The 16,382-nt window shown below is 34.9% G+C and carries 14 protein-coding genes; 1 reads left to right on the plus strand and 13 read right to left on the minus strand.

Annotation, left to right across the window (positions count from 1 at the left end; all coding sequences use genetic code 11):
• The first annotated feature begins 98 nt into the window (after positions 1–98).
• Positions 99–1,421 (plus strand): PTS cellobiose transporter subunit IIC, encoded by a 1,323-nt coding sequence (gene celB / locus AC4BB5_RS14485; protein ID WP_490456810.1) that lies wholly within the window; start codon positions 99–101, stop codon positions 1,419–1,421.
• A gap of 103 nt (positions 1,422–1,524) precedes the next feature.
• On the opposite strand, the gene AC4BB5_RS14490 is transcribed toward celB, so the two are convergent.
• The 13 genes from AC4BB5_RS14490 to AC4BB5_RS14550 form a co-directional block, all read right to left on the minus strand.
• The gene (locus AC4BB5_RS14490; protein WP_490456811.1) at positions 1,525–2,535 is read right to left on the minus strand and encodes a glycosyltransferase family 2 protein; all 1,011 of its coding nucleotides are present in this window, start codon (positions 2,533–2,535) and stop codon (positions 1,525–1,527) included.
• Positions 2,536–2,537: 2 nt separating this feature from the next.
• On the minus strand, positions 2,538–3,047 hold the full coding sequence (locus AC4BB5_RS14495) for a GtrA family protein (protein ID WP_490456812.1): 510 nt from the start codon (positions 3,045–3,047) through the stop codon (positions 2,538–2,540).
• Positions 3,031–5,484 (minus strand): beta-glucosidase family protein, encoded by a 2,454-nt coding sequence (locus AC4BB5_RS14500; RefSeq protein ID WP_490456813.1) that lies wholly within the window; start codon positions 5,482–5,484, stop codon positions 3,031–3,033. Before AC4BB5_RS14500 ends, AC4BB5_RS14495 begins: the two co-directional genes overlap by 17 nt.
• A gap of 124 nt (positions 5,485–5,608) precedes the next feature.
• Entirely contained in the window at positions 5,609–6,922 is a 1,314-nt protein-coding gene (locus AC4BB5_RS14505; RefSeq protein WP_490456814.1) for an ATP-binding protein, read from the minus strand.
• Positions 6,919–7,626: a LytR/AlgR family response regulator transcription factor gene (locus tag AC4BB5_RS14510; protein ID WP_490456815.1), complete on the minus strand. Its 708-nt coding sequence runs from the start codon at positions 7,624–7,626 to the stop codon at positions 6,919–6,921. The genes AC4BB5_RS14505 and AC4BB5_RS14510 overlap by 4 nt, the downstream gene beginning before the upstream one ends.
• Before the next feature lie 20 nt (positions 7,627–7,646).
• Positions 7,647–8,768 (minus strand): UDP-galactopyranose mutase, encoded by a 1,122-nt coding sequence (gene glf / locus AC4BB5_RS14515; RefSeq protein ID WP_490456816.1) that lies wholly within the window; start codon positions 8,766–8,768, stop codon positions 7,647–7,649.
• A 194-nt stretch (positions 8,769–8,962) separates the two neighbouring features.
• The gene (locus tag AC4BB5_RS14520) at positions 8,963–11,890 is read right to left on the minus strand and encodes a glycoside hydrolase family 3 C-terminal domain-containing protein (RefSeq protein WP_490456817.1); all 2,928 of its coding nucleotides are present in this window, start codon (positions 11,888–11,890) and stop codon (positions 8,963–8,965) included.
• 232 nt (positions 11,891–12,122) lie between these two features.
• A complete protein-coding gene (locus tag AC4BB5_RS14525; RefSeq protein WP_490456818.1) occupies positions 12,123–12,764 on the minus strand; it encodes a CatA-like O-acetyltransferase in 642 nt (213 codons plus the stop codon).
• Positions 12,765–13,097: 333 nt separating this feature from the next.
• The gene (gene rplT / locus AC4BB5_RS14530) at positions 13,098–13,457 is read right to left on the minus strand and encodes a 50S ribosomal protein L20 (RefSeq protein WP_069639337.1); all 360 of its coding nucleotides are present in this window, start codon (positions 13,455–13,457) and stop codon (positions 13,098–13,100) included.
• A gap of 78 nt (positions 13,458–13,535) precedes the next feature.
• Positions 13,536–13,736, minus strand: coding sequence for a 50S ribosomal protein L35 (gene rpmI / locus AC4BB5_RS14535; protein WP_010771140.1), 201 nt, complete (start codon positions 13,734–13,736; stop codon positions 13,536–13,538).
• 111 nt (positions 13,737–13,847) lie between these two features.
• A complete protein-coding gene (gene infC / locus AC4BB5_RS14540) occupies positions 13,848–14,369 on the minus strand; it encodes a translation initiation factor IF-3 (RefSeq protein WP_010762696.1) in 522 nt (173 codons plus the stop codon).
• 309 nt (positions 14,370–14,678) lie between these two features.
• On the minus strand, positions 14,679–15,479 hold the full coding sequence (locus AC4BB5_RS14545) for a Cof-type HAD-IIB family hydrolase (RefSeq protein ID WP_490456819.1): 801 nt from the start codon (positions 15,477–15,479) through the stop codon (positions 14,679–14,681).
• The gene (locus tag AC4BB5_RS14550; RefSeq protein WP_490456820.1) at positions 15,476–16,279 is read right to left on the minus strand and encodes a Cof-type HAD-IIB family hydrolase; all 804 of its coding nucleotides are present in this window, start codon (positions 16,277–16,279) and stop codon (positions 15,476–15,478) included. The genes AC4BB5_RS14545 and AC4BB5_RS14550 overlap by 4 nt, the downstream gene beginning before the upstream one ends.
• Positions 16,280–16,382: the final 103 nt, after the last annotated feature.

The raw sequence follows: 16,382 nt of genomic DNA on the forward strand, positions 1-16,382 counted from the left end.
AAATTTATACATGTTTTCTTGATCTGGAATGTAAGGGGTTACATTTTAAGTCAAACATCCACTTATCTTTATAAAAAAATAATACAAGGAGGAATAACATGAATACATTTCTAGATAAACTTCAAGAAAAGCTAGGTCCGGTTGCTTATAAACTTGATTCTAATCGCTACCTTTCTGCAATTAAAAATGGATTTTTTGTCGCCATGCCTTTATTGATCATTGGTTCTATGTTTTTACTAGTTACACAATTACCAATTGAAGCTTATACTAGTTTTATGGAATCTGTTTTAGGCAAAGATTGGATGACCCTATTTCTGCAAGTCAACGATATGACTATGAATGCAATGACTTTATTTGTTATTTTAGGAATCGCTAGTGAGATGGCAAAGTATTATTCTGTGGACCGAGGTTCTACTCAAGCAATTTCTCTTGTTGCTTTTCTAGTCTTAACACCGATTACGGCAACGGATGATGGTTCATTTTTACCTTTAGGAAACTTTGGTGCATCAGGTTTATTTGTCGGTATGATCACAGCCATTCTAGCCGCTGAAATTTTTCGCTGGGTGGTACAAAAAGGTTGGACGATCAAAATGCCTGAATCTGTTCCCTCTAATGTTGCAAAATCTTTTTCAGCATTGATTCCAGGATTTTTCGTGGTAATCGTATTTAATTTGATTCGGATCGGCTTTACCTTTACTGCATACGAAACAGCTCAAAATTTTATTTTTGAGGTCTTACAAACGCCACTTCTAGCTCTGGGTAGCTCATTGCCAGCAACATTGATTATATTATTATTTGAAGCCTTACTATGGTCTTTTGGTATTCATGGTTCAAACATCGTTGGTGCTGTGATGCAGCCGATTTGGATTGCTCTAACTGTAGAAAATTCACAAGCTTTTGCTACTGGAGAAAAACTACCAAATATTGTTAATTATCAATTCTATAGTAATTTTGTCAAACTGGGAGGCTCTAGTGCAACTATCGGTTTAGCCATCGCTTGTTTATTTTTCGCAAAATCCTCTCAATTTAAAACGTTAGGAAAACTCTCATTTGCGCCTGCGATTTTCAATATCAATGAACCTTTAGTTTTTGGTATTCCGATTGTCTTAAATCCAATGATGCTGATTCCTTTTGTTATCGCACCACTTTTGATGTGTATCGTAGCCTATATTGCGATGGCAACCGGGATTGTTCCTTTAGCTAATGGAGTTAACTTACCGTGGACCATGCCGCCGATTATTGCAGGCTTGATGGTCAGTGGTTGGCGAGGAGCTTTGTTGCAAGTTGTACAAATATTGTTAAGCTTTGGGTTATATTATCCATTCTTTAAGATGGAGGATGCAAAAGCATATAGGATCGAAGTGGAAGATGAAGCCACATATGATGAAGAGATTGAAATAGAAATTGCAGAGAAAGCATAACCAAATAAGCAATCTCTTTACAAATAAAAAGCGAAAAATCGATAGCTGATTTTTCGCTTTTTACTTACTTTTATTGATCGGATCATTCCAAAAGCAATCATGTCTAATTAAATCCATAAATTCTTTGGCAGGTTTTATAAATCCTTAAAACAAAATAGCGAATACCAAATCCTTTTCTTGAAAGCAGTGCACCTAAAAATCGTTTTCTCATCTGCGCATATAAATTGGGATCAACAGTTTCAATAAATTGCCATAATTGTTCTTTTTTCCAAAGGTCTTCTTTTGTATTACTCTTTAAAGCTAGAACCGAAGAGACCGTCGTGATGATTTCTAAATATTGGAAAAGATATTGCCTACATGATTCGTCTTCAGCCTGATTTGTAGTATACAATTCGATCATTTTTTTATTCACGAACAATTGTTGATCGATCTGTTCGATCATTTTTTTTTCGTTAACTGATTGATCTTCTCTCCCAATAAAATAACGATAAAAATCAACGTTTAAATAATAGATTTTTCTAACATACTGCATCGGTTCAAAAACAAATAAATTATCTACATAAAATGTATGCCTAGGTAAGCGAAGATTGATTTGTTTTAATAACGCGGTGTTGAATATGATTGAGTGCATCAATAAGTAGTTTCCTTGACGAAATTTTGTCTCACTCCAGCTAGCTATTTTATTTTCTGGAATAGCTCGTTTATAGGTTACACGTTTTTTATGGAAAGCTCCAACTTTTTCATAAACATAGTTCGTTATCAACATATCAACTTTTTGATCATTTGTTAACCCCTTTAATTGTTGTATGACGCGTTGATAGGCCGTTCTTTCAACCCAATCATCACTATCTACCACTTTAAAATAGCTCCCTGTAGCAGCTTGTAATCCCGTTGTTACAGCATCACCATGTCCGCCATTTTTCTGATGGATAACTTTGATTGTATCTGGATAGGTTTGTTTATATTGGTCAGCAATTTCTCCAGTGTCATCTGTTGATCCATCATTTACAATAATAATTTCTACATTGGCTTTTTCACTTAATAAAGAGTCAACAGCACGAGAAAGATACTCTTCTGAATTATAGGCTGGGACAACTACACTTAATATTTTCATTCTTAGTCCTTCTTCATTATCACAAATTTCATCATTGGGTAATTGATTACCACTTGGATGATGATATTCACAAAATTAGCAATGGTTGGTGCAAAATTTCCTGTCGTAGATTTTATCAATCCAATCACATGAGGAGGTAGCCATATAGAAATAACTCCAGCTACAACAACTGTCAAAATATACCACGGTAAAGCTTTTCCAATTTTATTCGTTGAACCAAAAACAACTTTTCTTTGCACCACAAAATTCACAACTTGTGCGCAAATATACGCGATTAAAAAACTGACAAAGCCAACTCGTCCACCTTCAGAAGTTGGATAATCAAAAATAAACCACCGAAAAGTTGTATTTTCAATAAACATTGGTAAAAGTCCTGAACTTGCCCATAATACAAGAAAATTCGTGATAGTCGCAACATTGCTCATTACATTGAACAAGAGGAACTCATAAATTTCAGGATGTTTTTCCTTCCAATGTTTAAATGCTTGCACTACTTTATTTTCTTTTCTCACCTTTAAAATTCCTTTCAAGCTTGGTTAGATCTTGGAGTTTTTTTACTTTGTTATTTAGAATAAAACCTTTCACCAACCTATTTGTTCCTTTAAAAAAATGCCCATTTACAATCATTAGAATTCCTGTTACCATCGATCGACTAATATTGCCTCCTGTCATTTTAGCCATCGCACGAAAAGGCATATTGTAATTGAATAAGATATTTAAATTCGGTTCCCCTTTTTCAATGCTTTTATCTTTTATTCTAGTTAAAATTTTATAAATTCCTCTTGCTAACAAACTTTTCGCGTAAAACATTTGGCTAAGCGTGTCATTCATCCTTAACTCTTTTTCCCTATTCCATGAACCTCCTGTAATTTCATGTTGGTAGAGAATTTCAAAATCTGCTTTAGATAAACGATTTACTTCACCACTAAAATAAGGCGCTAATTTATCTTTGTCATAATTCGTTTTTAGGGTCGTCCCTTCTTGATTGAGGCTTGTTTCAAATTGTATCTCCTGACTACTCGTCCCAATAAAAACCGAATACTCTCCTGCTTCAATTTCCCATTGATTCGACTCAGGATTGAAAAATCTGAAGGTGTACGCATCAAAAGGAATCGTTACTGTAGCCTTTTCTCCCTGTTTCAAAAATACTTTTTTAAACCCTTTTAACTCTTTGCTTGGTCGAAAAATCGCCGAATCTTTTTTCCCTATATAAAGCTGTAATACCTCTGCTCCATCCCGCTTCCCACTATTTTCTATAGAACAAGAAATACCTTGTTGTGTTACAAGGAAATCAGTAAAGGAAAAATTCGTGTAGCTTAGACCATAACCAAAAGGAAATAACACTTCTTTCTGTACCTTATCATAGTAACGATAACCAACAAAAATAGATTCTCTGTACTCAGCATCATATTCTTTCCCTGGATAATAATACGCAGCTGGTGTATCTGAATAACTGATCGGATAAGACTCATTCAATTTCCCAGACGGATTTACCTTTCCTGTCAATATATCTAATGCACCATGTGCACCTGCTTGTCCGCCTAAATAACAATGAATCACTGCATCGACTTTTTCTAACCAAGGTATTTCAATAGCTGATCCTCCAGATAAAACCACAACGATTTTTTTGTTCAGTTTTGCCAATTCATGGAGTAAGATTTCTTGGTTTTTGGGAAGCTTCATGTGCTCCCGATCAAGTCCTTCTACTTCACTGATTTCTGTTAAGCCCATAAAAAGTAAAATCACATCAGATTTAGACGCAACTGCTACAGCCTCGGTCACTAGTACATTATCCATTTTGTTCTTACGGTCATAACCTTGGGCAAATCCTACACTTTCTATATCATATTCTTCAATGGCATCAACTATCGTATCTACTTCTGTCGGATTCACTAACGAAGATCCTGCGCCTTGATATCTTGAAACTCTGGCAAAATCACCAATAATCGCTACTTTTTCCAGCTCTTTTAATGGCAATGTTTCTTGCTTATTTTTAAGTAATACAACGCTTTGCGCTGCAGCTGTTCGAGCAAAAGCATTGCGTTCTTTGGCAGTTGTTTTTACTTTTTGTGACTGTTTTTGATTCTGGATAGCCAAAGTGGCTGTTAATAACTCATCTACCCGCTCATCAAGAATGTTTTCCCTTAGCAAGCCTGATTCCACCGCTTCAACAATTTCTAAAGCCCCGGCATTCCCTGTTCCCGGCATTTCTAAGTGGCTGCCATTTTTTACACCTTCCACATGATCGTTACTACCTCCCCAATCTGAAACGACAAACCCATCAAAATTCCATTCGTCTTTCAAGATTTCTCGAAGTAAATAGTGACTTTCATTAGCATAAGCGCCATTCAATCGATTATACGCGGTCATAATGCTTTTTGGTTTTGCCTCTTTAACAGCTATTTCAAATCCTGTTAAATAAATTTCTCGTAAAGCCCTTTCATCTACGACCGAATTATTGGCCATACGCCTAAGCTCTTGACTATTGGCAGCAAAATGTTTGGGACAAGCCGCCACACCATTTTCCTGTATTCCTTTAATATAGGCGGCAGCCATTTTACCTGATAAATAAGGGTCTTCACTGAAATACTCAAAATTACGTCCGCATAACGGACTACGTTTTGTATTTAGTCCTGGACCTAAGATAACATCGATTTCTTGTTCCAACGCCTCGTCACCAAGAAATCTACCGATAGTTTCAGCTAGCTCTAGATCCCAACTATTGGCAATCGTTGCAGCGGTCGGATAACAAGTTGAAGGGACACTAGCATTTAAGCCAAGGTGATCACCAGAACCACTTTGTTTCCTTAATCCAGTTGGACCATCTGAAAGAAAAAGTGCTGGAATATTCAAATGGGGTAGTCCTACTGTCTTCCAAATTGAGGCTCCAGACATCAGTTTAGCTTTTTCTGTTAAAGTCATTTTTTCAATGCGTTCACGGTTTTTCATAGTTTCTCCTTTCAGAATAGGTATTCCTCTTCCTTTTGCCCATTCTAGCAAGGTTTACAAAAGATAAAAATAGATTCTTCACAGATTGTTTTGATTCATACGTAATTTGTAAGCCCGTTTTTTATTAATTGAATCTTTTGTTAGGTAATAAAATCTTTAAAACAAACCAATTTTCTTTCGTGGAAATTGTCATAGTTCCTTCGTAAACTGCAACCGTTTGCGAAATACTTTTTAGCCCGTAGCCATGTCGTATTTTGTCTTTTTTTGTGGTTTCTGGTAAACCTTCTGCGACATCTATTTGATTGATGGAATAGTTATTCAGCTTGATGATCACAAAGCCATTTTTTTCATCTACTCGTAAATGAATCAAACGCTGTTCTTTATTGGTCAATTTCTGAACAGACTCAATTGCATTATCCAGTGCATTACCGAATAAGCTGCAGATATCCATCACGTTCATAAAAGACAATAATTGTCCATCCACAAAGCAAGATAACTTGATTCCGTTCTCTAAACAAAACTGATTTTTCCTTGTCAAAATAGTATCTAATACTGGATGTCCTGTTTCTACTGGTGAATCGAAATCAATAAGTTCTTTTTCCATTTCTTCTAAATATTTTTCTCTTCTAACTGGGTCTTCTTCTGCTCGAATAACATCTATTTGATGTTTTAAATCATGACACATCCGATTCACAATATCGCTATTTTCTTTATAAGCAACATATTGTTGATACTGTGTTTGGAATACGTTATTAATCGACAGTAACTCTTTCTTTAAATAATCCTCATTTCGCTGTGTCTCTTGAAGATATAATAAACAAATACCAGAAAGATTTACAAACGAGCGTAAAGAAAAAATGCCTACTGCATTGCCGAAAAAAACGCGTGTATCAGATAACCAGTAGCCGCTGTTACTTAAAATAAAGATAATCAATGCTGTCAAAATTGCCATTAAGGTTTCTTTATTGCGAATGTTTATTGGTATTTCTTGTTGGTTCATTCGAAGTTCCACGATTAAAAAGACACAAAAGATAATAATTAGTCCTGTGATCATATAAGGAAATGAATTCCCTTTTTCTACATCCTGACCCATTGAAAATTGATAGAATAATTGCCAGCAAATCGCTGCTGAGAATTCAGCAAGTATAAATGCTTTGCAGCATAAAAAGATCGTTGTCTTAAAGTTTTGTCTTGTAAAGTACTTTAAAGAAACATACATCCACAGAACATTAACAATCATTCCAGGAATCCAGAAAACAATTGGTAGCACGCCTGCTCCGATTTGAAAAAAAATCTGAACAGTTAATGTGCCAAACAGTGTGAGTGCTTTAGATAATGTCCATCTTTTCCTTAAAAAAGGTAAAATGATAATCAAGCAGGCAAGCCATTCGGACAATGCGGTATAAATTCTGGGAATACCAGGAATATTTTCAATCATAATAAATCATCTCCAATATAATCAGTTAACGCTTCCATAAATAACTTCTTTCTGGGGCGACTGATCTGTAATAAATGACCACCTACATCAACAATATTTTTATCCACACTTCGTACATATTTTAAATTAACAATATAGCCATTGTTACAGCGAAAAAAACCTTTATCTAATAATCGCTTTTCCATATTTTTCATTGTGTCTAGAACAGTAAAGATATCTGCTTTTAAATTTAAATATAGATAGTGCCCTTGGCTTTCTACAAATAAAATTTGATCCACATCGATACGTTTCATTTCATTGTTGGTTTTTACTGAGATAAACACTTCTTTCTTTTTCTCAAATCGATGCATGACTTTTTTAAAATGTTCTTCAAAGCTAAAGTAAGTCAATGGTTTCAATAAAAAATCCGCTGCATTCACTGAATAACCGCGAATCGCATACTGCACATAATTTGTCACAAAAACAATCATGACATTTTCATCATGCTTCCGCAGTTTCTCAGCTGCTGCCATACCATCCATCATTTCCATCTCAATATCTAAATAAACAATATCGAAAAGCTTGTTATAATTATCAATCAGTTCAATTCCATCAGTGTATTCATCGATGTTGACCAATAGGTTCTTTTCTTCACTGTATTGGAGAATAAATTCTTTTAATCTTTTTCGGTCTTGTTGATTATCTTCACAAATAGCTATTTTCATCTTTTCCCCCAAGTATTCGTTTAAAATTTTGCTCGTGACGATACTAATTCTCGCTTGACTAATAATAAAGCCTGCTCAATGGTATCATCCATATCAAGATAGCGATACATGCCTAATCTTCCACCAAAAATAATGGTCGATTCAGTTTCTGCCAATCTTTTATACTTTTTATATAAAAGTGAATTTGCTGGATTATTAACTGGATAATAGGGTTCTAAACCTTTTTTAAAAGTAGCAGGGTACTCTTTGGTGATCACTGATTTTTTCTGTTTACCAAAGTCAAAATGTTTATGCTCAATCACTCTGGTAAAGGGAATTTCTTTATCGATATAGTTTACTACAGCATTCCCTTGAACATTTTCTTGGTCTATTACTTCATGTTCAAAGTGCAATGAACGATAGTCTAAATTGCCAAAACAATACTCGTAATATTCATCGATCATTCCAGTATAAATAATTTTATCTGAGCTTTCTTTCCATTTTTGTTTGTTCTCTAAAAAATCTTCATTTAAATAAACAGTTATGTTTGGGTGATCGAGCATTTGTTCAATTATCGAAGTATAACCTTCTTTAGGAATCCCTTGATACTTGTCATTAAAATAGTTATTGTCATAAACAAAACGAACAGGCAATCTATTGATAATAAATGGAGGTAAATTCTTACAACTTTCCCCCCATTGTTTTTCTGTATATTCTTTGATCAACGTTGCATACACATCATACCCAACAAGAGAAATAGCTTGCTCTTCTAAATTGCTAGGCTTTTTCCCAAATAAGTATTGCCTTTGTTCATTAATTTTTTTCTGTGCTTCTTTTGGTGTCGTGATTCCCCAAATTTGCGAAAAAGTATTCATGTTAAAAGGTAAATTATAGATTTTCCCTTTAGCATTGGCGATTGGTCGATTGATAAAGTGATTAAATGTTGCAAACTGATTGATGTACGTCCAGATTTTTTCTTTTGAGGTATGAAAAATATGCGCACCGTATTGATGAACCTTGATTCCTTCAACTTCTTTTGTATAGATATTTCCAGCTATGTGATTTCTTTTTTCTAAAACGGTTACGTTATGCCCTTTTATTGCTGCTTCATGGGCAAATACAGAACCAAAAAGTCCTGCCCCTACAACTAAGTAATGTGTCAATCCAATCCGCCTTTCATGCTATATGATTTTAAATAGTAAAGGATATAATCTTTTATATCAAGCGCATTCGTCCACTAATAAATAACTTCCATGACTCCTCTTATCTAATTTTTTGAAAGAACTGATTTGACTAAATAGAAACCGAGAAAATCCTTTAAAGTGATTTCTCAGTTTCTATTAAAAAAACTAATTATTTATTGTTTTTTCTTCTTAAAGAAATGAAATTTTCTTACTGCACTTTTTCTATGTGTTGTTTTTGTAAAACAAAAGATCAAGAAAGTGAACACAGTGATATTAATAGTCACAAGCAGGTAAATCCAGTTTGGAACATTGGTTTCAGCTACCTCATAAGCATGGCTGTTGACCACCGTGTAAAGAATGTTATGGCTAGCCTTACGCATATTTTGCTGACCCCAATCAGTTCCAGTTGTAACTTTGTTTAATTTTGTTGGCAACAAGTACAGTACTAAATCATTCCCTGCACTTAGACCTTGATCCACATTCATATATTGTGGTTTATAGAAATCTGAGATAACGGTTCCCTTAAAGCCCCATTCATCTCTCAATACAGTTTGTAAAAGAGCATCACTTTCACCAACCCATTTTGGCCCAATTCGGTTGTAAGAAGACATAATTCCTGTGATACCAGAATCTTTCACAGCAATTTCAAATGGTTTTAAGAACACTTCTCTCATAGCCTGTTCTGTCGACCAAGTAGCTGCTCCTGTAGGGAATTCGTATCTTCTTGTTTCTTGATCATACATCGCAAAATGTTTCATAAAGACATAACTGCCTTGATTCATTGCGCCTTTAGATAAACTAGAGCCAATTTTCCCAGATAATAATGCGTCTTCAGAATAGTATTCAAAGTTTCGTCCGCCAAACGGAGAGCGATGAATATTTACACCAGGTAGATATAAACCGGTAATATTTGAAGCCTTTGCTTCCTTGCCAAGACTTTCGCCCATTTCTTCCACTAATTTTGTATTCCAAGTAGAAGCGACAACCACCTCACTAGTATATTGATTCCCATGAGCTTGACTGACTAAATGATTGATTCCAGCAGGTCCATCTGCATCTATCGTTGCCGGCTTTTTCACTGAATTGATGGCTGGTGTTTGAAAGCCGCCATACGTAATTAAATTCTCCATATCTTTTACAGATAATTGTTCTAATAACTGATCCCATTTTGGATCATTATAATCAACACCTTTTAGATCATACAATTCTAATCCGTATTTTTTGAATTTGATTGGATCTGCTTTTCCTTCTTTCACACGTTGATCTTTCAACGCTTTTAAGAGCTCTTTAGATGCAACTTTTGGTTTTGCCATTTCTTTAGGAATTGTTCCTTCCCAATCCCAGCGAGATACATATTGGACATCGCCTTTGGCATCCACAAATTGATTTGTTGCTGAACGTTGATCACTTTCACGTTTGTTTTCTTTATTAAAGACAATATCTTTTGGTACTTCATACGCTTTTGATTCAATGACATCATGGGCATTATTCATCAAATGAATGTTGTACGTTCCTCTTTCAAGAACATAGGCTTTATGTCCCTTTTCATCATAACTTGCCATGTCTTCCACATCAAAAGAAAGCTTAACTTCTTCTGACTCATTTGGTTTTAATTCCTTCGTTTTTGCAAATCCCGATAATACAACATGAGATTTTTCAAGTCCACCAATTGTATAAGGCGGTGTATAGTACAATTGGACAACATCTTTTCCTGCACGTTTTCCAGTATTTGTGACATTGACTGTCATCTTAACTTTTTTCCCATCTACTTTAAAATCTGAGATTTCTTGTTTGAAGTCTGTATAGGACAAGCCATAGCCAAATGGATATTGCACCGCTTTTTCGTAGGCATTTTCATCCATTTTTCCAGTCTCATTATTGATGTAACGTGTTTCATAGTAACGATAGCCCACATAAATAGATTCTGCATAGTTTACATATTTATAATGCCAAGTATCTTTTTCGTAATCGAATTCTGAATTGGAATATGGAAATTCTCCAATATTATTAAAAGATGGTGCACTTGTTTCATCATAGGCATAAGTGTCGACTAATCGACCGGATGGATTGATTTCTCCAGCAAGAATTTCTCCTACTGCATTAAATCCAGTTGAACCAGGGCCACCGATCCAAAGGGCTCCGTCAACTTTTTCGTCTTCTAAAAAGCCAAGTTCCATTGGAAAAGAAGAATTTAAAATCACGACAACTTTATCAAAATTCTCTTTTGCTAAATCAAGGATAGCCGTTTCATCATCCGAAAGTTCTAGGTAATGTTTACCTTTTGTTCCACCAGTATAATCCTTCATTTCATTTGTAATATCGGCACCTTCACCACTATTTCTGGAAAAAACGACTAAGGCTGTATCGCTAAATTCTTTTGCTGATTCCATTAATGACTCACTGTACTCACTTATTTTTGGTTCGTGAATATTGAAATCACCACCGACTAATTTATGAATGTTGATCTTTTCTCTAGGAACATATCGCTCATCATAAAATTTGGTTAGCTGATTGTTCACTTTAAATCCAGCATTTTCCAGCCCTTTTTGTAAGTCAATATTGCTATCTTCTTTTCCACCACCAGAACCCGTTCCTCCATAAACAATATTTCTTGAAGCATAGCCGAATATATTGACATTTTTTTCTTGTAAAGGCAATGTTTCGTTTTTGTTTTCTAAAAGAACAGAACCTTCCCCTTCTATCTTTTCAGTTAAGGCCATGGCTTGTTCTTTTGTTTTCATTACTTCGGATTGATCGATTTGTGAAGCTGAAAAATAAGTATTGATGATCATTGCATACTGATTCACCGCAACATTGAAGATGACTAGTATTGCTAATAATAAACATGATAGAACATACAAAATCTTTCTTGTTTTGCGAATTTTGACAATTCTATAGATAGAGTAGACAACTAAAAAAATAGCCAATACGATCAGGATCTTTGTTATCGAACCAACTAAAAATTGTACATTGATCCCAAATGATGGATTGTTTCCACTCGCTTTCCCATAGTTAAATAAATAAAGATAAATAAGTGCCACAATCACAAGCCAACCACCTAGTATTGCCAGTTTCTTTTTAGTCATTTTTAGCTTTTTCACATTTTTTCCTCCTTGCTCTTTAGAGAATATTGATTTTAGCGTCAATCGATTCTCTATTTACAACAAGATTATATACAGTGAAAAGACCTATGAAAACGTTTCCTGCGCAAACTGTAGTATTTCATTCATAACTTGTTTATTCGAACAATGGCAACAAATACGAGAAAAGTCTCGATTACGGGAACTTTCTATAATCGAGACAATGCCCATTTTGGTTATTTCTTGCTATCTATTATTTTATCCCCTTATCCATTTCTTCTTGAATTTGATCAAAAAACATTGAAATATGGTAACCATCTAAAGTCGCATGATGTACTTTCAGCTTTACAGGCATCATTATTTTATCTCCCACATATTGATATTTTCCAGTAGAAATCATTGGATGTAACGTAACAGGACTCAATTTGTTATTCGCTACGATACTATCAAAATGTAGCCATGGAATAGAAGAAATACTAAAAAGATTCTTTGGTTCATTTCCCATTGGGCTTATGTGATTACAATATTTATAATGTGCAACAAGTTTTTTAAATTGCTTATCAAAATTCTGATAATTGCCTTTACATTCTATCCACAAAGCATGAAATTGCTTTGTTTTATCGTTAAAGCTGGTAAAGCTAGGCGTAATACTCTCCCATAAAATAAGTTTATTATCTAATAAATCATATCTCATATTTTCAATCGAATTGACTACTTTAGTTAAACAATAAATAGAGTAGCCGTAGAAACTCAGGTTTTCTTTTTTACACTTTTTTAATGCTTGGCTCACATCAATTTTTGCAGTTACATCTAAAGTCGTTCCAACAGTCATAAAATACTCGTAATACATTCTTCTTTCAAAATGCTCCATATTTACTATTTTGTAATTTGTCATTTACCCTACACCTTTACATTTATTTTGTATAAACAACACTATAATAAATATCTGGATGAATAACATTAAAAACAAATGAAGTGTTTTTTCGACCTTTAGAGTCTTTGCCTCAACAAATTTTTTTTAAACTCCTTATATTGATCGTGTGAGACATAAAAACCGTCTTTTTTTAATCAAAATTTTATTATCTCAAAAAATTCAATAGCTCAAACCTTTATGTAAAGCCACTTTATAAGCACGTATCTTAAATTTATTTGAACAATAGAATTAGAGCAAAAAAATACCCACTCTAATTGAGTGGGTAGAAATGTTGATAAATCAACAAGAATTTAATTATTTAGCTAAAGCACCTTTAGCTTGATCAGCTAAAGCTGTGAATGCTGCTGCATCGTTTACTGCTAATTCAGCTAACATTTTACGGTTGATATCAATCTCTGCCAATTTCAAACCGTGCATTAATTTAGAATAGCTCAAGCCATTCATACGAGCCGCTGCGTTGATACGCGCAATCCATAATTTACGGAAATCACGTTTCTTTTGACGACGATCTCTGTATGCATAACTATAAGATTTCATTACTTGTTCTTTTGCTGTTTTAAATAAAGTATGTTTTGATCCGTAATAGCCTTTCGCTAACTTAAGGATCTTTTTACGACGTTTACGGCTTACTACGCCACCTTTAACACGTGCCATGGTTAATTCCTCCTAAATATCTGTTATCTCTATGAGTTATTTTAATTGCTAGGTTAGTACAAGAATTTTTCAGCTTGCTTATTTCATTCTTGCTAATTGTTGACGAATACGTTTGAAATCGCCTGCTGATACCATTCCTGCTTTACGCAATTGACGACGTTGTTTTTTTGTTTTACCGTGGAAACGGTGACTTGTAAACGCACGGAATCTTTTTAACCCGCCGTTACCAGTACGTTTGAAACGTTTTGCTGATCCGCGGTGTGTTTTTTGTTTTGGCATGACTAATTTTCCTCCTACATTTTCATTTCGCATACAGTTCAACTAAATTAGTTGAAAAAGTTGAACTAGCATCCTAAAAAAATTTGATTAACTAGTTATCAGCTTGTTAGCTTAATTTTCATTCTTCGGTGCCAGCGTTAGAAACATGCTGCGTCCGTCCATTTTCGCTTTTTGTTCCACTGTAGCAATATCTGCAGTTTCTTCCGCTAAGCGATCAAGAACTTTCTGACCAATTTCTTTGTGGGTAATGGCACGGCCTTTGAAACGGATCGAAGCTTTCACTTTATCGCCTTTTTCTAAGAATTTACGTGCATTACGAAGTTTTGTATTAAAGTCATTTAAATCAATTGTTGGACTTAAACGCACTTCTTTTACGTTGATCACTTTTTGTTTCTTACGAGCTTCACGCTCTTTCTTTTGCGTTTCGAAACGGAATTTCCCGTAATCCATAATTCGCGCAACAGGCGGTTTTGCCGTAGGTGCTACTAGAACTAAATCCAGATTGGCTGTTTCAGCAATTTGTAATGCTTCCACTTTTGTTTTTACACCTAGTTGTTCGCCATCTTGTCCGATCAAACGTAACTCGCGTGCACGAATGCCGTCGTTCACCATCATATCCTTTGCTATGGTCATTCACCTCCAAGTTTTTTAAGAGAAAATCGTTGCTGAAACTCTTTTTCCAAAAGTCTGTTATCGTATAAAAACACAATAAAAAACAGGCTCTGTATACAGATCCCGCGATTTTCGGACTCATATCGATTGATATAAGAATCCAATATCTAGCCCAGTGACACTGTCAGCTAAGGCGAGAAGCGGGTGCTTCTGCTTTCATTTCTCAACTCTAATAGTATATGATATTTATCAACCCTTGTCAACATTTTTTTAGTTAAGACAGAAACCATGAATTTTAGACCCCTCGGTTTCTGTCTTGACTTCTATTCTTTAGTTCCCAAGTAATTCTGCTATTTTCACGAGAACGCCATTTTCATCGTTTGATAAAATAATTTCTTTAGCAGCTACCTTGACATTTGGTTGTCCGTTGCTCATGACATAACTGTACTCTGCATGTTTCAGCATCTCTAGATCATTCCCACTATCCCCAAACGCAGCCACCTCATGATTTTTTATGCCCCATAACTCTTGTAGCTTCATCAATCCATGAGCTTTATGAATCCCTGGAATGATCAAATCAACATCACCATGTCCACTAGAAACGGGAATCACCTTATCTCCTACAGCCTCCTGTAACTGCCCTAACACTTCTGCTACTTGCTCAACAGGAAAACTTAAAGCAAACTTGAACAGTGTATCACCCGTCACTTCCCCTAAATTAGGTACTTTTTTCAATCGGTGATAATATTTTTGACCATGTTCAATAAAAGAATCCGGCTCTGTTTCGGAAACATAAGCACTGTTTTTTCCACAAAGAATCGTATGTCCTTGTTTGAATTCAGCCAAGATCGTTAGAACTTCATGAATAACTTCTGGATCGATTTCACCCGTGAATATTTCTTCGCCTTCACTAACAACATAGGCACCGTTCTCTGCTACAAACGATAATTCTTTTTCAATTTCTGGAAAAAAAGATTTAAGTTGATAATATTGGTTCCCACTAGCCACAACAAAACGAATACCTTGTTGCTTCATTAGTTGATATAATTGATTAAATTTTTCCCGATCATAGTCCTGTTGACTGTTCAAAAACGTACCATCCATGTCTACTGCAATCATTTTTACTGTCATTTTTCTACTTCCTCTCTGTTTAGTAAACCAAAATAATTTAATCCAAATCGAATTCCATCATCCATATGCGATGTTGTAATGTAATCAGCCTGTTTTTTCACATGTTCTGCTGCATTCGCCATAGCAATGGCAGTGTCAACTACTTCAAACATTCCTATATCATTATTTCCATCCCCAAATGCATACGTTGGTACATGAACCAACCCTAACGCTTTGACAACTTCTTTTATACCAGCTTGTTTCGATTGTTCTTTTAGCACAACGGCCATTGAATAGGGACTATCTCTAAAAAAAGTGAATAGTTCAGAAAATCGTTCTATGTATAATCGATCTTTATCTTCTTCCTCTGAAAAAAGATAAACCATGTAGATTTCATTATTTTTATAAAAATCACTAGCTATTTTAGGCAACGGCGCATTATCTAGCTGATATAATTTTGTCATACTGTCATTTGTATAACTCGTCGCATAGTCTTCTGCTGTGTAATAGGCTAGTGAATGAGCAAATGATTTAGAGAACGCTATCAATTCTTGAATCGCACTAATCGGTATTGCATGTTTAGAAACAACTTCATTTTCGACCACATTGTACTGCCCGTTCAAACTTATAAATGAATCAACAAGCGTCCCCGCAGTAATTTCCATAATTTCTTTTGGAGAACGGCCACTTGCAATCAATGGTAAAACATTGTTCTTTTTCAAATCAGCAATCGCTTGACGGTTTTCTTGAGAAATTTTTGAATCCGTATCTAGCAACGTACCATCTAAATCAAAAAAAACCAGTGCTTTATACTCTTTCATTATTGGCCCCCTCTTTTATTGTTTCACTTATTAATATTGTACTATACTTTTTATCTTGTCGAACAAAAAACTTCGTTCCATTTTATTCAAGTAATTGCATACT

It is taken from the genome of Enterococcus sp. AMC1252 (assembly GCF_058216515.1).